The organism is Arthrobacter sp. 9MFCol3.1 (genome assembly GCF_000620385.1).
Taxonomy (GTDB): domain Bacteria; phylum Actinomycetota; class Actinomycetes; order Actinomycetales; family Micrococcaceae; genus Arthrobacter.
Window position 1 is genome coordinate 33378 of the sequence record NZ_JIBJ01000006.1, and the last position, 17132, is coordinate 50509.

The window sequence follows — 17132 nt, forward strand, 5'->3', positions numbered from 1 at the left end:
GGTCAGGCCGTGCCGCGACCTGCGCCCGGGCGGCCGGCGCCGTCGGTGGCCCGCGGAAGCGGGTCCAGATGGCTGATGCCCGCCGGAGTCACCTGCAACACCTGGGCCGTGGCGATGTCGTAGAACAGGCCCGTCAGATGCAGCTCGCCCGAGCGCAATGCCTGCCGCAGGCTGTGATGCCGCTGCAGTTGCTCCAGCTGGATGGCGACGTTGACCATGGCCAATTGATCCGTCTCCCCATACCCGGCATTCGCCGCCTCGGCCTGCACCGTGTGACCCGCGCGGAACGCTGCCATGCTCGGCCGGGCGTGGTCCAGCCAGACGTCGACGGGGTCGCGCCCGGTCCCTGCCATGGCAGTAGAGGGCTCCGGCGCCGTTGCCGCCTCGGCCATCAGGGCGGACATCGCTCCGCAGCCGGAGTGTCCGCAGATGACCACGGACTTGACGGAGAGTTCCTTGAGCGCGAATTCGAGGGCGGCCTCCACTGACGGATCGAGGCTGTCACCGCCCGCAGCGTTACCGACAACGTTGCCCACGTTGCGAACGGTAAAGAGGTCTCCGGGGCCGCTGCTGGTGATCAGGTTCGGCACCAGCCGGGAATCCGCGCAGGTAAGGAACAGCGTGTCCGGGTCCTGCCCGGCGGAGAGTTCCTGCACGTGGGGACGGAGCAGGTGAGCGTGGCGGCGGTGGTAGTTGTCCACGCCGGCCAGCACCGGACTGAGCGGGCCTGGCACTTCGGGCGTCGGGCCGGTGTGTCCGGTCCGCCCATGCCGCTGCCAGCTGCGCCAGGGGGCAAACCCGCCGCGAAGAGCCGAGCGTGAACTGCCGCGCGCCGGCGGGCGGTCTTGGGCCTCGCGAAGGGTGGCGGTGCCGCTTTCCTCGATCTCCACGGTGCCGCCGTTGATGACGTGGCGCCGGCGCCAGGCGTCCAGGGTGTCCTGGACCGGGTGATCAAGGAAGTCCACCTCCAGCTCGACGGTCACGTGCGATCCTGACGGCACGGACGCGAGCACGTGGCTGAGGCGGGGAAGCGCCAGGAAGCTGCAGGAGCCGTCAATGACCACACGCCAGCGCTGTTCGTCCCGCGCGCCGAGCGGTTCGGCGTGGATCCCGGCCCGGACCACGCGCCACAGCACAGCTGCCATGGCCAGGGCGAGCCCGGTGACCACCCCGGCCAGGAGGTTCACGAACACGACGGTCAAAACCGTGACAACGTAAATGGCCAGGTCTCCGGTTATGCGTGCCGTGGTGAAGTCAGCCACCTTCACCAGCCGCACGCCGATGATGATCAGCAGACCCGCCAAAACAGCCACCGGAACCAGTTCAATGACACCGGCCAGCAGAAGCGAGAAGAACAGCACCCAGACGCCGTGAAGAATAGCGGACTTGCGGGTCCGCGCCCCGGCTTCCAAGTTCGTGGCGCTGCGCACGATCACCCCGGTGATGGGAAGGCCGCCCAACATGCCGGAGGTGAGGTTTGCGGCGCCTTGGCCAACGAGTTCGCGGTTGAAATCGGTGCGTTCGCCCTGGTGCATCCGGTCCACGGCCACCGCGGAAAGCAGCGACTCGACGCTGGCCACCAAGGCGATGGTCACGATTCCGACGGCGACGGCGCTCCAGTGTCCGGCCGGAAGTTGCGGCAAGGACAGCGCGTCCAGCAGGGACCCGTCGAAGGTGATTCGGTCGACGTCGGACGCCAACGGGAGCGACAGCGCCGTGGCGGCGACTACCGCCACCAGCGGTGCGGGGACACGCCGCAGGGGTGCCGGCATGTACTTCCAGCCAAGCAGCAGCAGGATCACGGCGACGCCCAGAACCGCGGTCTGGGGGTCCAGCGAGGCGAAGCTGGCCGGGAGGGCTTTGACGTTCTGCCAGGCTGATTCCCCGGCCTCGGCGCCGAGCAGCACATGGGTCTGCTGCAGCACGATGATGATGCCGATTCCGGCCAGCATGGCGTGCACGACGACCGGTGCGATGGCCAGGGCGACACGGCCAACCCGGGCGAACCCGAGGAGCGCCTGCAGGACGCCTGCAGCCGCGGTGATGGCGCAGGTGGCCGGCCAGCCGAACTGTTCTATCAGGCCGGCGACAATGACGGTCAGGCCTGCGGCGGGGCCGCTCACCTGCAGGGGCGAGCCGCCCAGGGTGCCCGCCACGATCCCGCCGATGGCTGCTGCGATCAGGCCGGCCATCACCGGCGCGCCGGACGCCGCCGCGATGCCCAGCGACAGCGGGACCGCCACGAGGAACACCACAAGGGACGCCGGTAAATCCCAGCGAAGCCCGGAGGTCAGGACTGTTCGGAGGGGAATCCGGCTGCCGGTGGCAGCAGGGGTGCGTGGATCCGTGACGGCAGGTGCGGGCATGTCAGTCCTTGGCTCGTGGGGCGGGTCCTGATCCACGCTATTGACGCCGCCGCCGGGCCCGCAAGGATGTCTGTCGTGAGAAGAAACACGAGGTCAGAGCCGTAAGAATGCCCGTAACAGAGCCATATTGCCCGGTCCGGGCAGCGGCTCCGGCGCGGCCTCCGGCGGCCGCCACGGCCCCGAAGAAATCACGGACAAATTCAAGTCACATGGGAAACCGGGCGCCTTTATGGGGCCAGGCCTCAAAAAGAATTCACGTGCGCGGCGGCTGTTTACGGGAAATGAGCAGGGTGGCACACGGCGGGACACTAATCCGCGTCGTCCTTTACGAAGCACGAGCCGCCGGGACGCACTCCTTCACGACAGCGAGTCTGATCCGGTCCCGGGGGTGACGAGCCCAGTGGCCCACGGTGGTTTCGTCCTTCCCTGGTCCGCACGACTGGACATGTCCCCCTTTGCCGCGGGCCAGCCCGGGACATGCCCTTCGTTGCTCGTGGCCGTTGGACATAGTGGCATTATGTCCAGTCCTCGCCGGCGGAGCTGGGCATGTCCCGCGGACAAGCCAGTGAAGAAAGCCGGGTTGAACGCGCAAGGCCGGGCAAGGCCAGGATGAACGCGCAAGGCCGGGCCGGGCAAAGCCAGGGTGAACGGGCCGAGCCGGGCCCCTGGAGTGGGGCCCGGCCCCTGGAGTGGTGCCCGGCCTCAGGGATCCGGCCTAGGCTGCGGCCACCGCAGCGCGGCTGCGGACGAACGCCTGGACGCAGGCCTCGACGTCGTCGGGGCTGTGAGCGGCCGAGAGCTGGACGCGGATCCGGGCGGCGCCCTTGGGCACCACCGGGTAGCTGAACGCCGTGACGAAGACGCCGTTGTGGAGCATGGCGTCGGCCACCTTGGCCGCCATGACGGCGTCGCCGAACATCACCGGGACAATCGCGTGCTCGCCGGGGAGCAGGTCGAAGCCTTCCTCGGACATGCGGCTCCGGAACAGCTCCGCGTTCGCGAAAAGCTTGCCGCGCAGTTCGCCGGAGCTTTCCACGAGGTCCAGGGCCTTGAGCGTGGCGGCGACGATCGCCGGGGCCAGCGAGTTGGAGAACAGGTACGGGCGGGCCTTCTGGCGGAGCATCGCCACGACCTCGCCGCGGCCGGAGACGTAGCCGCCTGAGGCGCCGCCGAGGGCTTTGCCGAACGTGCCGGTGTAGATGTCCACACGGTCCGAGACGCCGGCGTGCTCCGGGGTGCCCGCACCGGTGGCGCCCATGAAGCCGACGGCGTGGGAATCGTCCACCATGACCAGGGCGTCGTACTTTTCGGCGAGGTCGCAGATCGCTTCGAGCGGGGCCAGGAAGCCGTCCATCGAGAAGACGCCGTCCGTGACGATGATCTTGCGGCGGGCCGGGTTCTCCTGGGTGGTGGCCTCGATAAGCTTCGATTCGAGATCCGCCATGTCCTGGTTGGCATAGCGGAAGCGCTGGGCCTTGCAGAGCCGGATGCCGTCAATGATGGACGCGTGGTTCAGGGCGTCCGAGATGACGGCGTCTTCCGGGCCGAAGAGGGACTCGAACACGCCGCCGTTGGCGTCGAAGCAGCTGGAGAACAGGATGGTGTCCTCGGTGCCGAGGAACGCCGAGACGCGCTTTTCCAGTGCCAGGTGCAGGTCCTGGGTGCCGCAGATGAAGCGGACGCTGGCCATGCCGAAGCCGCGCTCGTCCATCGCGGTCTTCGCCGCCGCGATAATGTCCGGGTGGTCGGCGAGGCCCAGGTAGTTGTTGGCGCAGAAGTTCAGCACGTCGGCGCCGGACTCGCCGATCTGCCCGGCCTTGATGCGGTTGGCCTGCGGCGAGTCGATGTGCCGCTCGGTCTTGAACAGACCGGCGCTGCGGATCTCATCGAGTTCGTGCTGCAGCTGGTCCTTGATGGCTGAATACATGGGTTGGCTCCTCGGCTGGTTGGATGCGGGGGCAGAATGCTGTGTCTAGCTGGGGCCCGGAAGCGGGCGGTCAGGAAAGGGGCCTAGAAAACGGTCCAGTCGAGGACCACCTTGCCGCCGACGCCGGCGCGGGCCACCTCGAAACCCTTTTCCCAGTCGGTGGCCGGCAGCGTGTCCGTGACCACGGCCGAGATGTTCGCGTGCAGGACCGGGTTGGAGGAGAGCATGGCGCTCATCGCGTACCAGGTCTCGAACATTTCGCGGCCGTAGATGCCCTTCATGGTCAGCATGTGAGTGACCACCTTGCCCCAGTTGATGTCGATGGACTGGCTGGGCAGTCCCAGCATCGCGATCCGGCCGCCGTGGTTCATGTTGTCGATCATCTCAGGCAGCGCGGTGGGGTGTCCCGACATTTCCATGCCGATGTCGAAGCCTTCGCGCATGCCGAGTTCGCGCTGGGCGTCCTTGACCCGCATCTTCGACACGTCGATCGCGAGGTCGACGCCGAGCCGGCGGGCCAGTTCCAGCCGGGGCGCGGAGACGTCGGTGATCGCGATCTTGCGGGCGCCCGCGTGCCGGGCGACGGCGATCGCCATCAGGCCGATGGGTCCGGCGCCGGTGATCAGGACGTCCTCACCGACCAGCGGGAAACTCAGGGCCGTGTGGACGGCGTTGCCGAACGGGTCGAAGATGGCGCCGAGCTCCGGGGTGACGGAGGGGTCCTGGTGGACCCAGACGTTGGTCTCGGGGATCACCACGTACTCGGCGAAGGCGCCGTCGCGCTGGACGCCGACGCTGACGGTATTGATGCACATCTGCCGGCGGCCGGCGCGGCAGTTGCGGCAGATTCCGCAGACAATGTGGCCCTCGCCGGAGACCCGGTCCCCCACTTTGACGTCCAGGACGTCCTCGCCGGTCTCCACGACCTCGCCGTAGAACTCGTGGCCGGCGATCAGCGGAGCGTTGATGATGCCCTGCGCCCAGGCGTCCCAGGACTGGATGTGCAGGTCGGTACCGCAGATGCCGGTGGTCATGACGCGGATCTTGACGTCGCCGGGGCCGGTCTCCGGCTCGGGACGGTCGACGAGCTCGAACCCTGCGTGGGCGCCGGCCTTGTAGAGAGCCTTCATGGGCCTTCCTAACTGTGCTTTTGGTGTTCTGCTCCGCGCGTTCTGTTCCGCCGTGCGGCGCGGGCGTGTGGGACAACTCACCCCATTAGACCCACCAGAAAGCATTAGCACAACCGAATTTTTCTCAATCGACGAATTAGCAATTGCTGTTGCATAGAATGGCTGGCATGGAAATCCACCAGCTGGAGATGTTGCGCGAACTCGGAGCCCTGGGCAGCGTCAAGGCCGTCGCCGAAACCCTCCTGGTGACGCCGTCGGCCGTGTCCCAGCAACTGGCCGCGCTGCAAAAGACCGTGGAGGTGCCGCTGACCCGCAAGGAGGGCCGGAATCTGGTGCTCACGGAGGCCGGCCAGGTCCTTGCGGACGCCGGCGCCGCGGTGGTCAGCGCGATGGCGGATGCGAAGATGGCGATCGGCGCCTACCACGGCTCGCCGGTCGCGCCGGTGACGCTCAGCGGTTTCCACAGTGCCGGGCAGGCCCTGTTCGCGCCGCTGGCCCGGTTCCTGGACGGCCCGGGCCAGCCGCGGATCCTGCTCTCCGACGAGGACGTCGCCCAGCAGGATTTCCCGGCGCTGACGGCGCGCTATGACCTGGTCCTGGCGCACCGGATGGACCACAGCCCGCGCTGGCCCGAGGAACGCGTCGCGGTGATCCCGCTCGCGCACGAGCCCCTGGACGTGGCGCTGCCGGCGGGACACCGGCTGGCCGGCCAGCGCGCGGTGACGGCCGACGACGTCGTGGGCGAACCGTGGGTGACGAGCCGCGCTGGCTACTCCCCCGCCGACGTGCTCTCCGCCGTCGCGGCGGTCTCCAGCCGTGAGCTGAACATCGTGCACCGCATCAACGACTACTCGACCGTGGCGGCGCTCGTGGCGGCCGGCGGCGTGATCGGCCTGCTGCCCCGGCACACCGCGCGGCCCGTGTTGAACCCGGACATTGTGCTCCGGCCGCTTGAGGGCATCAGCACCCGGCGCCGGATCGACCTCCTGGCCAGGCCGGAGAACCTTAAACGCACATCGGTCATGATGGTCTGCGAAGCTTTGCAGACCATCATGACCGATTTGGTGGGCGGCTAGGGCTAGCCCTCGACGCCGAGGCGTTCCAGGATCAGCTCCTTGACGCGGCCGGCGTCAGCCTGGCCGCGGGTGGCCTTCATGACGCCGCCGACGATCGCGCCGATCGCCTGGAGCTTGCCGGCACGGATCTTGTCCGCGACGTCGGGCTGCGCGGCGAGGGCCGCGTCGATGGCTTCCAGGAGGGGGGCGTCGTCGGAGACCACGGCGAGGCCGCGCTTCTCGACGATTTCCGCCGGGGTGCCCTCGCCGGCGAGCACGCCGTCCAGGACCTCGGAGGCCATCTTGTTGTTGATCTTGCCGTCCTCCACCATCTTGTTCAGTTCCACGATGGTGGCCGGTGCGACGCCGAGCTGGCCGGGATCGACGTCGGCGTTCTTGGCGCGTCCGACGATCTCGCCCATCCACCATTTGCGCGCCACGGTGGCGGTGGCGCCGGCGGCGATGGTTTCCTCGATCTCGTCCATGACGCCGGCGTTGACGACGTCGCGGAACTCCAGGTCCGAGTAGCCCCAGTCGGCCTGCAGCCGTTTGCGGCGCGCGGCCGGCGGCTCGGGCAGGGTGGCCCGGAGTTCCTCGACCCATTCGCGGGACGCGGTGATCGGGACCAGGTCAGGTTCCGGGAAGTAGCGGTAGTCGTCGGCGTCGGACTTGGCCCGGCCCGACGTCGTGGTCCGTGTGTCCTCGTGCCAGTGGCGGGTTTCCTGGATGACCGGCTCGCCGGAGTCCAGCACGGCGGCGTGCCGCTGGATCTCGTAGCGGACAGCGTGTTCGACGGCGCGCAGCGAGTTGACGTTCTTGGTCTCCGAGCGGATGCCGAAGCGTTCGCGGCCGTGCGGGCGCAGCGAGACGTTGGCGTCGCAGCGGACGTTGCCGCGTTCCATCTTCGCGTCCGAGACCCCGAGGTTCTTGACGATTTCGCGGACGGCGGCCACGTAGGCCTTGGCGAGTTCGGGGGCGCGGTTGCCGGCGCCTTCGATCGGCTTGGTGACGATCTCGACCAGCGGCACGCCGGAGCGGTTGTAGTCCACCAGGGAGTAGTCCGCGCCCTGGATGCGGCCGGTGGCGCCGCCCATGTGGGTCAGCTTGCCGGCGTCTTCCTCCATGTGCGCGCGTTCAATTTCGACGCGGAACACAGTTCCGTCGGAGAGTTCGATGTCCAGGTAGCCGTCGTACGCGATGGGCTCGTCGTACTGGGAGGTCTGGAAGTTCTTCGGGGTGTCCGGGTAGAAGTAGTTCTTCCGGGCGAAGCGGCACGTCTCGGCGATCTTGCAGTTCAGCGCCAGGCCGATCTTGATCGAGGACTCGATCGCGGTCTTGTTCACCACCGGCAGCACGCCGGGCATGCCGAGGTCCACCTCGTTGACGTTGGTGTTCGGCTCGTCGCCGAAGACGTTCGGCGCGGAGGAGAACATCTTGGTCTTGGTGTTGAGCTCCACGTGGACCTCGAAACCCAGGACGGGATCGTACTTGTCCATCGCCTCTTCGAAGCTGAGGGTTGCGTCAGTCATTAGTGTGAGCCTCCGTGGCTTGAAACGGCAGAATCAGTGAGCGAGGGGGCCTTGTCCAGCAGCGGGCCGCCCCACTGCGCCTCGAGCAGGGATTCCAGGACCGCGCCGACGCGGTACAGGCGGGCGTCCTGGCGGGCCGGTGCCAGAAGCTGGATGCCCACGGGCAGTCCGTCCTCGTCGGCCAGGCCGCCCGGCAGGGACAGGCCCGGGACGCCTGCCATGTTCGCCGGGATGGTGGCGACGTCGTTGAGGTACATCGCCAGCGGGTCGTTGAGCTTCTCGCCGAGCTTGAACGCCGTGGTCGGCGCCGTCGGGGAAATCAGCACGTCGGCCTTTTCAAACGCGGCGTCGAAGTCGCGCTGGATCAGGGTGCGCACCTTCTGGGCCGAGCCGTAGTAGGCGTCGTAGTAGCCGGCGCTCAGGGCGTAAGTGCCCAGGATGATGCGGCGCTTGACCTCGTCGCCGAAGCCGGCGGCGCGCGTGGCGCCCATGACCCGCTCGATGGTCATGGGACCGTCCTTGGGCAGGACCCGCAGGCCGTACCGGACGCCGTCGAACTTGGCCAGGTTGGAGGACGCCTCCGACGGCATGATCAGGTAGTAGGCACCCAGGGCGTACTTGAAGTTGGGGCAGGAGACCTCGACGATCTCGGCGCCCGCGCCCTTGAGCAGTTCGAGGGATTCATTGAAGCGGTTCTCGACGCCGGCCTGGTAGCCCTCGCCGTGGAGCTCCTTGATGATGCCGATCTTCATGCCCTTGACGTTGCCGGTCCGGGCCGCGGCCACGAGGTCCTCGAGCGGGTCCGGCAGCGAGGTGGAGTCGCGGGGGTCGTGCCCGCCGATCACCTGGTGCAGCAGGGCCGAGTCGAGGACGGTGCGCGAGACCGGGCCGATCTGGTCCAGCGAGGAGGCCATGGCGATGGCGCCGTAGCGGGAAACGCCGCCGTAGGTGGGCTTGACGCCGACCGTGCCGGTGACGGCGCCGGGCTGGCGGATAGAACCGCCGGTGTCCGTGCCGAGGGCCAGCGGGGCTTCGAAGGCCGCGACGGCGGCAGCGGAGCCGCCGCCGGAACCGCCGGGGATGCGGTCCAGGTCCCACGGGTTGTGCGTGGGCCCGTACGCGGAGTGTTCGGTGGAGGAGCCCATCGCGAACTCGTCGAGGTTCGTCTTGCCCAGGATCGGCATCTTGGCGGCGCGCAGGCGCTCGACGACGGTGGCGTCGTAGGGGCTGTGCCAGTTTTCTAGGATCTTCGAGCCGGCCGTGGTGGGCTGCCCGATTGTGACGATGAGGTCCTTGACGGCGATCGGGACGCCCGCGAGGACGTGGAGCTCCCCGGCTTCGGCACCGCCGGCGGCGCGGATCGCATCCACTTCGGCGGCGACAGCAAGCGCCTCGTCGGCGTTGACGTGGAGGAAGGCGTGGACCTTTCCGTCGACGGCGGCGATGCGGTCCAGGTAGGCCTGGGTGACCTCGACGGCGGTGATCTCGCGGGCGGCCAGCTTCTCGGCGAGCGCGGCGGCGGAGAGGCGGATCAGTTCGTTGTTTTCAGTCATGGTCTTAGTCCTCATCCAGGATTGCCGGGACCTTGAAACGGCCTTCGTACGCGTCGGGGGCACCGGAGAGGGACTGCTCGGCCGTAAACGTGTGGCCCACCACGTCCTCGCGGAACACATTGGTCAGCGGAATCGGGTGGGACGTGGCCGGGACGTCATCACCGGCGGCTTCACTGACGGACTTCACTGAATCCACGATGACGGCGAGTTCGCCGGCCATCCTGTCCAGCTCTTCAGCACTCATCTCGATGTGCGCGAGTTGCGCGAGATGCGCGACGTCGTCGCGGTTGATCGCAGCCATGGATCTCCCCTGCAAGGTATGGATAATTTTCCGTCCCAGTCTACGTGGGTTGAACTGCTGTTACCGTCCGGCGCCGAGAAGGACGACGACAAACAACGCGGGGTCACTTACGGCCTATCCGGAGGTCCGGGATGGGCGGTAAGTGACCCCGCGTTGCTTGGTGCAGGGGCGGGTTGGTCAGCCGATGCCGATGGCTCCGGTGAGGACGCCAACGCCGAGCATGACCAGGGAGATCACGGCCGTGCGCCACAGGACCTTCTTGTGGTGGTCACCCAGGTCCACCTTGGCGAGGGAGACCAGGAGCAGGATCGCCGGGACCAGGGGGCTCTGGAGGTGGAAGGGCTGGCCGGTGATGGAAGCGCGGGCCATGTCGGCGGCGCTGACGCCGTAGTGGGCCGCCGTTTCGCTCAGGACCGGCAGGACGCCGAAGTAGAAGGCGTCGTTGCTCATGAAGAACGTCATCGGGATGCTCAGGACGCCGGTGATCACGGCCATCAGCGGGCCCATGTCGGACGGGATGATCTGGACCAGCCATTCCGACATGGCCTTGACCATGCCCGTGCCGTTGAGGACGCCGGTCAGGACGGAGGCGGCCATGACCATGCTGACGACGGCGACAATCGAGGGAGCGTGCGCGATCAGCTGGGCGCTCTGGTCCTTGACCTTGGGGAAGTTGACCAGCAGGGCGATGGCGGAGCCAACCATGAAGACGAACGGGAGCGGAATGACGTTGGCGACGAGCGTCACCATGACCGCGACCGTCAGGCCGAGGTTGAACCAGAACAGTTTCGGACGGAGGGTCTTGCGGTTGGGGTCCAGGGCGGTGTCGGCCATGGCGGAGTCGCGGTCGTCAACGAGGGCATCGGCGCGCTCCAGCACTGCCACGGAGGATCCTTCCGGGGAGAGGGGCGAGACCCCGGGGCCCTTGCGGCCGCGGCGGATTCCGGTACCGCCGGCCGCGCTGCCGCCGGCTGAGTCGCCGTCGAACGCTGCAGCCGTATCCGGGACGCCCCAGATCTCGGGGGCAACGGCGCGGAGACGGTTGCGTTCCTGCAGGCCGAGCAGCCAGGAGAAGACCAGCACCACAATGAGTCCGGCGATGAGGGACGGGACCATGGGAACGAAGACATCGTTGACGTCGAGCTTCAGCGCGGAGGCGGCGCGGGCGGTGGGGCCGCCCCAGGGCAGGATGTTCATGGTGCCGTTGGCCAGGCCGGCCACGCAGGTCAGGACCACGGGGCTCATCTTCAGCCGCAGGTAGACCGGCAGCATCGCCGCGGTGGTGAGGATGAAGGTGGTGGAGCCGTCGCCGTCGAGGGAGACCGCTGCCGCGAGGATGGCCGTGCCCAGGACCACCTTGGCGGGGTCGTTGCCGAGCTTGCGCAGGATGAACCGGACCAGGGGGTCAAAGAGCCCGACGTCGATCATCAGCCCGAAGTAGATGATCGCGAACATCAGCAGCGCGGCGGTAGAGGTCATGGATTTCATGGAGTCCATGACCATCGGGCCGATGCCGAGGCCCGCGCCGGCGAAAAGCCCGAAGACTGTGGGAACAATGATGAGCGCCAGCACCGGCGTCAACTTCTTCGTCATGATCAGCACCATGAATACCGCGATCATGGCGAATCCTAGTAATACCAGCACGGCCGGCTCCTTCTTCGTTGAATGACACCACTCCGGTGTGATGCGCACTACAGACGTTAGAGTGGCGCCCGTCACGACTGGGCCTTTGGCTCAATTGATTGGCATACTGCTTATTGGATGCATTTTGCGCATTTTGCTCACGTCCGTACCAACCCCAGGCAGGAGCCCGATGAAGCGCCGCACAGCTCTGCCGGCCCTGCGCTTTTCGACCCAGACACTGTTGCTGCAGCTCGGCGTCGTGGCGCTGGTGGTGCTGCTGAGCAGCGCCGTCCACGCCTGGCTGAGCTATGACCGTCTGGGCCGCGAGGCGGAGAACCAGGCGCTGACCCTGGCCCGGACGGTGGCCTCGGACCCCTCGGTGCGGGCGGAGGTCCAGTCCATCAGCGCCCTTCCCGCCGCTCCCCCGGCGGCCGAGCTGTTGGCCGGTCCGTTGATGGCTGCCGCGGAGGGTGCCCGGACCCGCACCGGGGCCCTGTTCGTGGTCATTACGGACGAGACCGGCATCCGGCTGGCGCACCCGGACGCGGAGCGGCTCGGCGAAAAGGTCAGCACCGACCCCTCGGAGGCCCTCGCGGGCCGGGAGGTCACCACGCGGAACACGGGCACGCTGGGCCCGTCCGCCGGCGCCAAGGTCCCGGTGTACGCCCCGGGCTCGACGGCGGTGGTGGGTGAGGTGAGCGTGGGCTACTCCACCGAGACGATCAGCCAAAGCCTGGCCCGGGACATCATCCCCATCGCCGTCACGGCCGCCGGCGCGCTGCTGGCCGGCGTGCTGGCCTCCTTCCTGCTGCGGCGGCGGCTCCAGCGGCTGACCCTCGGGCTCGAACCCGAGGAGATCAGCACCCTGGTGCACGACCAGGTGGCCGTGTTGCAGGGCGTCGACGACGGCGTGATCGGCGTTTCGGCCGACGGCAGGGTCAGCGTGTTCAACGCCGCCGCCCAGCGGCTGCTCGGTGTCCCGGACCTCGCGGGCACGGCGTGGGCCGCCGCGCCGGTGCCGGAGCAGCTCAAGGCCTTGACCCGGGCCGATGCGGCCGAGGGTGAGGCGGTGGAACTCGTGGCCGGCGGCCGGGTGCTGGTGGTGAGTGCCCGCAAGGCCCTGCACGGCCGCGAGGACCTGGGCTGGGTGGTGATGCTGCGGGACCGGACCGAGCTGCAGCAGCTGACCCGCCAGCTCGACGCCGTCGGCACCATGTCCGCGGCCCTGCGGGCGCAGCGCCACGAGTTTGCCAACCAGCTGCACACGATCGCCGGCTTCATGAGCATCGGCCAGCCCCAGCAGGCCCAGGACTATCTCGCCAAACTGGCCGGCACCGGGCCGCTGGCATTCCCGGTGGACCAGGCCGAGCTGCTCCAGGACCCTTACCTTCAGGCCTTCCTCGGCGCCAAAGGCGTCGAGGCGGACGAGCGCGGCGTGAGCCTCCGCCTCGGCCCGGAATCCGTGGTCCGCGGCCACGTTACCGAACCCCAGGACGTCACCACAGTCCTGGGGAACCTGATCGACAACGCCGTGAACGCCGCCGTCGCCGGTTCCGCGGCCGAGCGCTGGGTGGAAGTCGAAGTGCTGGACGAACCGGGCATCAACGGAGGCGCCGGCACACTCCACATTGTGGTGGCCGATTCCGGCGACGGCCTGGGCGCCGGAATGACAGCCGCCGAGGCCGAGGCGGTCTTCGCGGAGGGCTACACGACCTCGGTTCGGCCGGCGCGCCCTGGCGCAGGGCAGGGTCTGGGGCTGGCGCTGTCCCGGCAGCTCGCGCGCCGCCGCGGCGGCGACGTGCGGGTGCTCGAAGCGGGCTCCCCCGGCGGCCCGGGCGCCGTTTTCGTCGCCACGCTTCCGGGAACCACCGAACCAGGGCCAACGCTGCAGGGACCCGCCCAACCGGTGACCCCTGAACTGCGAACCCCTGACCTGCGAACCCCCGAAACACGCCGAGAGGACAACGATGTCTGAGGATTTCAGGGTGCTGATTGTCGACGATGATTTCCACGTCGCCAAGCTGCATGCCGCCTACGTGGATTCGGTGGCCGGCTTCCTCGCGCTGCCGCCGGCCGGCTCGGCGTCCCAGGCGCTGCAGGCCATCCACAGCCTGCGCCCGGACCTGGTGCTGCTGGACGTCTACCTGCCGGACGCCTCGGGCCTGGACCTGCTGCACCAGCTGGACGTCGACACCGTGATCCTCAGCGCGGCCTCGGACACGGCCTCGCTGCGCCTCGCGTTCCGCCGCGGGGCACTGGGCTACCTGCTCAAGCCCTTCACAGCCGAATCCCTCTCGCAGCAGCTGCGCTCCTATGCACGCTACCGCCGGATCCTGGCCCAGCCGGGCTCCGTCAGCCAGGAGACGGTGGAGCGCGCCAAGCGCGCCCTGATCCCGGGCGACGTCGTCGCCTCGGCACGTCCCCGCTCCGCCACCGAGGCCGCGGTGCTCGAATCCCTGGTGCCCGGCGAGCAGTATTCGGCCGCCGACGTCGCCGCCCGGGTCGGCGTGTCCCGGGCCACCGCCCAGCGGTATCTGTCCGCGCTGGCGGACGACGGCGCCGTCGACATCCAGCTGCGCTACGGCACCACCGGGCGGCCCGAGCACCGCTACGGGATCCCGGCCCCGACCGGCCACTAGTCCGCCCTCCAGCCTCGCCAGCAGAAGCAACGCGGGGTCAGCTACGGCCCATCAGGACCGCCGGGATGGGCCGTAAGTGACCCCGCGTTGCTTCTAGGCGCCCTCGGGCCGTTTCTGTGCCGCCGCTTGCTCCGCCTGCACGGCCCTGTGGATGTTGCCGTGGATCATGTCCGCCCCGATGCGCTCGATCGCGCCGTCGCGCTCCAGGACCGCCCGAACCTCGGGCTTGAGCCGGGTCAGGCGCAGGTTGACGTCCGACTCGCGGGCGAGGTTCGCGATGTCCGCCATCTTTGTTGCCCCCTGCGAATCGACGAAATTGATCCCGCCGCAGTCGAGCACAATCCCGGTGAGCCCCGGCGTTGAATGGATGACCTCGCGCAGACGGTCCTCCAGCGCGTCGGCGGTGGCGAAGAACAGGCCGCCGTCGAACCGGATCACCGCAATGCCGGGAACGATCTCGTCGCCGGGGTGCCCATCGGCTTCACGGAAGACTTGGGTGCCCGGTTCGCGGCCGAGGGACGGCATCTCCGGGTGGGTGGCCACCCGGACGAGCCAGAAGAGCGAGAGCAAGATCCCTATCACGACGCCCGCCAGCACGCCGAAGATGAGGGTGCCGATGATCGCTGCGATCGCAATCCAGAAGTCAAACTTCTGCACCCGGGCAAGCCGCCGCATCTCGGGCACGTTCATCATGCCCATGACGACGGCCTCGATGATCAGCGCCGCCAGCACGGGCTTGGGCAGGTTCGAGAACAGCGGCGCCAGGAAGAGCAGCGTCAGCAGGACGGTGGCCCCGGAAGTGAGGGAGGCAAGCCCGGTCTTCGCCCCGGAGTGGTCGTTCAGCGAGCTCGCCGACAGGCTCGTCGAGACGGGCATCCCCTTGAAGAGTCCTGCGGCAATGTTGGCCAGCGACTGGGCAATCGATTCCTGGTTGATGTCGATCTGGTAGCGGTGCTTGGCAGCGAAAGCCCGCGCGTCCCCGGCGGTCTGGGAGAAGCCGATCAGGACCACTGCCACCGCCGCGAGCGCCACGGTGCCGATGTGGTCCCACATCAACTGGCCGTCCGGGACCTGAAGTGAGGGCAGGCCGCTGGGCACGTCGCCCACCAGGGCCACGCCTTTGGCCCCGAGATCGAACAGCGCCGCAGCCAGCAATCCGCCCACCACCAGGACCAGGGCGCCGGGGACTTGGGGAGCGACAGCTTTCAGCCCGAAGACGACAGCCAGCGCGATTGCCCCCACCACAACGGTGGTCGGCTGCGCCTCGCCAAGGGTCCCCAGCCATGACCACAGCTCCTGGATGGGGTTCGAGCCGGTGACCTCGGTCCCGGTGAGCTTGGGGAGCTCCCCGATCACGACGTCGATCGCCGCGCCGAAGAGGAAGCCGGTGACCACGGCCTTCGAGAGGAACTGCGCGATCCAGCCCATCTTGAGGACGGCAAGGAGCAGGAACAGGATCCCGGAGGCGAGCGTGATTCCCGCAACGAACGAGGCGACGTCCTGCTCTCCCGTGATGCCCGCCGCGAGGACGGCACTGGCAGCCACAGCCGCCAGCCCCGAGCTGGGGCCCATCGAGATCTGCCGGCAGGTGCCGAAGATCGCGTAGACGATGGCGCCGGCGGCCGCGGCATACAGGCCGTTCTGCAGCGGTATCCCGGCGATGCCTGCGTACCCGAGGTTCTTCGGAACGATCAGGGCCGCGACGGTGACCCCGGCGATCAGATCGCCGCGCAGCCACGAGCGGTCATAGGAGCGGAACTGGCCGATGAGGGGTACCCTGGTGGGCCCCTGCCCGGGTGCCTTGGTCATGGGCCTTTCATACCCCAAGTGCGGCCGTTCCGCCAGAGTTCCGGAAAGCAACGCGGGGTCACTTACAGCCTATGAAGGCGCCGTGGACCGGCCGTAAATGACCCCGTGTTGGTTTGCTAGGTGGCGCTCTTCTGGGCGACGAGTTCGATCTCTACGAGCATCTTGGGGTCCAGGAACGGCAGCACGTGAACGAGGGAGAGCGTGGGACGGATGTCGCCGAAGACCTCGCCGTGGGCCCGGCCGGCCTCTTCCCACTGGCTGATGTCCGTCAGGTACAGCTTGGACTGCACCACGTCCTCGAAGCCGAAGCCGGCGTCGGCCAGCACAGCGCCAAGCTTCTGCAGAATGTAGCTGGTCTGGGCATAGAAGTCCTCGCCCACGATTCCGTCCTCGCCGCTGGCGGCCGTCGCGGAGATGTAGAGGGTGTTGTCCACCTGGACAGCCCGGGAATAGCCGAGGGCCTGTTCCCAGGTGGAGCCGGTGCCGAAGGTCTTGCGCATGGTGGGCCTTTCGCAGTTGCCGCAGGGATCGGCACAACTGTAGGGCGCCGGGCGCCTGGGCCGCCAAACCGGGTTGTTTTATGTCGGCGGGACTGCGCGGGGCCTACGCCCGGGCTAGAGTTCCTGGCGGTAAACGAGCAGTTTGATGTCCGTGCCCGGCACGAGCCAGTCGCGCTCCGGCGCCCGGAGGAAGCCGGTCTTCTGGTAGAGGCCGTGGGCACTTTCCCAGCTCTCGCCCGTGGTCAGGGCCACAGCGTGGATACCGGGCAGGGCCCTGGCGTGCTCGATGATGGCCTGGACCATGGCCTTGCCGGCACCGCTGCGCTGCACGGACGGGTCCACCACGAGCATGCGGAACTCGAGCTCGTCGCTGAAGGCGATGTCCGCGTAGGGCTCGCCGGCGACCGCCAGCGTCACGGAGCCGAGGATCCGGCCCTCCCGCTCCGCGACCCAAACCGTCGCGGCCGCAGCGCGCTGCCCGACGTTCTGGATCTGCTGCATGTAGGGGTGGTCGGCGCTCTCAAAGTAGCCTGCCGCCAGGTAGGCGTCCCGGGTGATGCGCGCTATGGCGTCGAAGTCGGCCGGAACGGCGGGGCGAATGAGGATCTGCGAAGGCACCTGTCAATGGTACGGGCGCCCGGCCCGGGCGGTGCCCGGAAAGGCCGTTTCCGTGACTGAACTATCACTCAGGCCTATCATT

General features: G+C 68.3%; 13 protein-coding genes. 3 read left to right on the top strand and 10 right to left on the bottom strand.

Annotated elements, in window-relative coordinates; all coding sequences use genetic code 11:
- Positions 1 to 2: 2 nt before the first annotated feature.
- From C560_RS0107355 to tdh, 3 genes are all read right to left on the bottom strand, one after another.
- Positions 3 to 2366: a SulP family inorganic anion transporter gene (locus C560_RS0107355; protein WP_051533047.1), complete on the bottom strand. Its 2364-nt coding sequence runs from the start codon at positions 2364 to 2366 to the stop codon at positions 3 to 5.
- 715 nt (positions 2367 to 3081) lie between these two features.
- Positions 3082 to 4293: a glycine C-acetyltransferase gene (locus C560_RS0107360; RefSeq protein WP_026537691.1), complete on the bottom strand. Its 1212-nt coding sequence runs from the start codon at positions 4291 to 4293 to the stop codon at positions 3082 to 3084.
- Between the two features lie 83 nt (positions 4294 to 4376).
- Positions 4377 to 5423: an L-threonine 3-dehydrogenase gene (gene tdh / locus C560_RS0107365; protein ID WP_026537692.1), complete on the bottom strand. Its 1047-nt coding sequence runs from the start codon at positions 5421 to 5423 to the stop codon at positions 4377 to 4379.
- Positions 5424 to 5590: 167 nt separating this feature from the next.
- Here tdh and C560_RS0107370 point away from each other — a divergent pair, with 167 nt between their 5' ends.
- The gene (locus tag C560_RS0107370) at positions 5591 to 6499 is read left to right on the top strand and encodes a LysR family transcriptional regulator (protein ID WP_026537693.1); all 909 of its coding nucleotides are present in this window, start codon (positions 5591 to 5593) and stop codon (positions 6497 to 6499) included.
- 2 nt (positions 6500 to 6501) lie between these two features.
- On the opposite strand, the gene gatB is transcribed toward C560_RS0107370, so the two are convergent.
- The 4 genes from gatB to C560_RS0107390 all read right to left on the bottom strand — a co-directional run bounded on the left by gatB (position 6502) and on the right by C560_RS0107390 (position 11505).
- On the bottom strand, positions 6502 to 8007 hold the full coding sequence (gene gatB, locus C560_RS0107375) for an Asp-tRNA(Asn)/Glu-tRNA(Gln) amidotransferase subunit GatB (RefSeq protein WP_026537694.1): 1506 nt from the start codon (positions 8005 to 8007) through the stop codon (positions 6502 to 6504).
- Entirely contained in the window at positions 8007 to 9560 is a 1554-nt protein-coding gene (gene gatA, locus C560_RS0107380) for an Asp-tRNA(Asn)/Glu-tRNA(Gln) amidotransferase subunit GatA (protein ID WP_026537695.1), read from the bottom strand. Before gatA ends, gatB begins: the two co-directional genes overlap by 1 nt.
- A gap of 4 nt (positions 9561 to 9564) precedes the next feature.
- Positions 9565 to 9861: an Asp-tRNA(Asn)/Glu-tRNA(Gln) amidotransferase subunit GatC gene (gatC, locus tag C560_RS0107385; RefSeq protein WP_026537696.1), complete on the bottom strand. Its 297-nt coding sequence runs from the start codon at positions 9859 to 9861 to the stop codon at positions 9565 to 9567.
- 177 nt (positions 9862 to 10038) lie between these two features.
- Entirely contained in the window at positions 10039 to 11505 is a 1467-nt protein-coding gene (locus C560_RS0107390) for a CitMHS family transporter (protein WP_026537697.1), read from the bottom strand.
- A gap of 169 nt (positions 11506 to 11674) precedes the next feature.
- Here C560_RS0107390 and C560_RS0107395 point away from each other — a divergent pair, with 169 nt between their 5' ends.
- The gene (locus C560_RS0107395) at positions 11675 to 13459 is read left to right on the top strand and encodes a sensor histidine kinase (protein WP_026537698.1); all 1785 of its coding nucleotides are present in this window, start codon (positions 11675 to 11677) and stop codon (positions 13457 to 13459) included.
- Positions 13452 to 14123, top strand: a complete 672-nt coding sequence (locus C560_RS0107400) for a response regulator (protein ID WP_026537699.1) — start codon at positions 13452 to 13454, stop codon at positions 14121 to 14123. The genes C560_RS0107395 and C560_RS0107400 overlap by 8 nt, the downstream gene beginning before the upstream one ends.
- A gap of 93 nt (positions 14124 to 14216) precedes the next feature.
- On the opposite strand, the gene C560_RS0107405 is transcribed toward C560_RS0107400, so the two are convergent.
- The 3 genes from C560_RS0107405 to C560_RS0107415 all read right to left on the bottom strand — a co-directional run bounded on the left by C560_RS0107405 (position 14217) and on the right by C560_RS0107415 (position 17050).
- Positions 14217 to 15932: a SulP family inorganic anion transporter gene (locus C560_RS0107405; protein WP_026537700.1), complete on the bottom strand. Its 1716-nt coding sequence runs from the start codon at positions 15930 to 15932 to the stop codon at positions 14217 to 14219.
- A 116-nt stretch (positions 15933 to 16048) separates the two neighbouring features.
- Complete coding sequence (locus tag C560_RS0107410) at positions 16049 to 16432, bottom strand: RidA family protein (protein ID WP_026537701.1); 384 nt, start codon at positions 16430 to 16432, stop codon at positions 16049 to 16051.
- A 114-nt stretch (positions 16433 to 16546) separates the two neighbouring features.
- Positions 16547 to 17050: a GNAT family N-acetyltransferase gene (locus C560_RS0107415; protein ID WP_018774599.1), complete on the bottom strand. Its 504-nt coding sequence runs from the start codon at positions 17048 to 17050 to the stop codon at positions 16547 to 16549.
- Positions 17051 to 17132: the final 82 nt, after the last annotated feature.

What these genes read in the sequence shown, in the direction of transcription:
- gatC (WP_026537696.1), bottom strand. Translation starts at nt 9,861, where the DNA reads ATGGCTGCGATCAACCGCGACGACGTCGCGCATCTCGCGCAACTCGCG.
- C560_RS0107360 (WP_026537691.1), bottom strand. Translation starts at nt 4,293, where the DNA reads ATGTATTCAGCCATCAAGGACCAGCTGCAGCACGAACTCGATGAGATC.
- C560_RS0107395 (WP_026537698.1), top strand. Translation starts at nt 11,675, where the DNA reads ATGAAGCGCCGCACAGCTCTGCCGGCCCTGCGCTTTTCGACCCAGACA.
- C560_RS0107370 (WP_026537693.1), top strand. Translation starts at nt 5,591, where the DNA reads ATGGAAATCCACCAGCTGGAGATGTTGCGCGAACTCGGAGCCCTGGGC.
- C560_RS0107405 (WP_026537700.1), bottom strand. Translation starts at nt 15,932, where the DNA reads ATGACCAAGGCACCCGGGCAGGGGCCCACCAGGGTACCCCTCATCGGC.
- C560_RS0107355 (WP_051533047.1), bottom strand. Translation starts at nt 2,366, where the DNA reads ATGCCCGCACCTGCCGTCACGGATCCACGCACCCCTGCTGCCACCGGC.
- tdh (WP_026537692.1), bottom strand. Translation starts at nt 5,423, where the DNA reads ATGAAGGCTCTCTACAAGGCCGGCGCCCACGCAGGGTTCGAGCTCGTC.
- gatB (WP_026537694.1), bottom strand. Translation starts at nt 8,007, where the DNA reads ATGACTGACGCAACCCTCAGCTTCGAAGAGGCGATGGACAAGTACGAT.
- C560_RS0107400 (WP_026537699.1), top strand. Translation starts at nt 13,452, where the DNA reads ATGTCTGAGGATTTCAGGGTGCTGATTGTCGACGATGATTTCCACGTC.
- C560_RS0107410 (WP_026537701.1), bottom strand. Translation starts at nt 16,432, where the DNA reads ATGCGCAAGACCTTCGGCACCGGCTCCACCTGGGAACAGGCCCTCGGC.
- gatA (WP_026537695.1), bottom strand. Translation starts at nt 9,560, where the DNA reads ATGACTGAAAACAACGAACTGATCCGCCTCTCCGCCGCCGCGCTCGCC.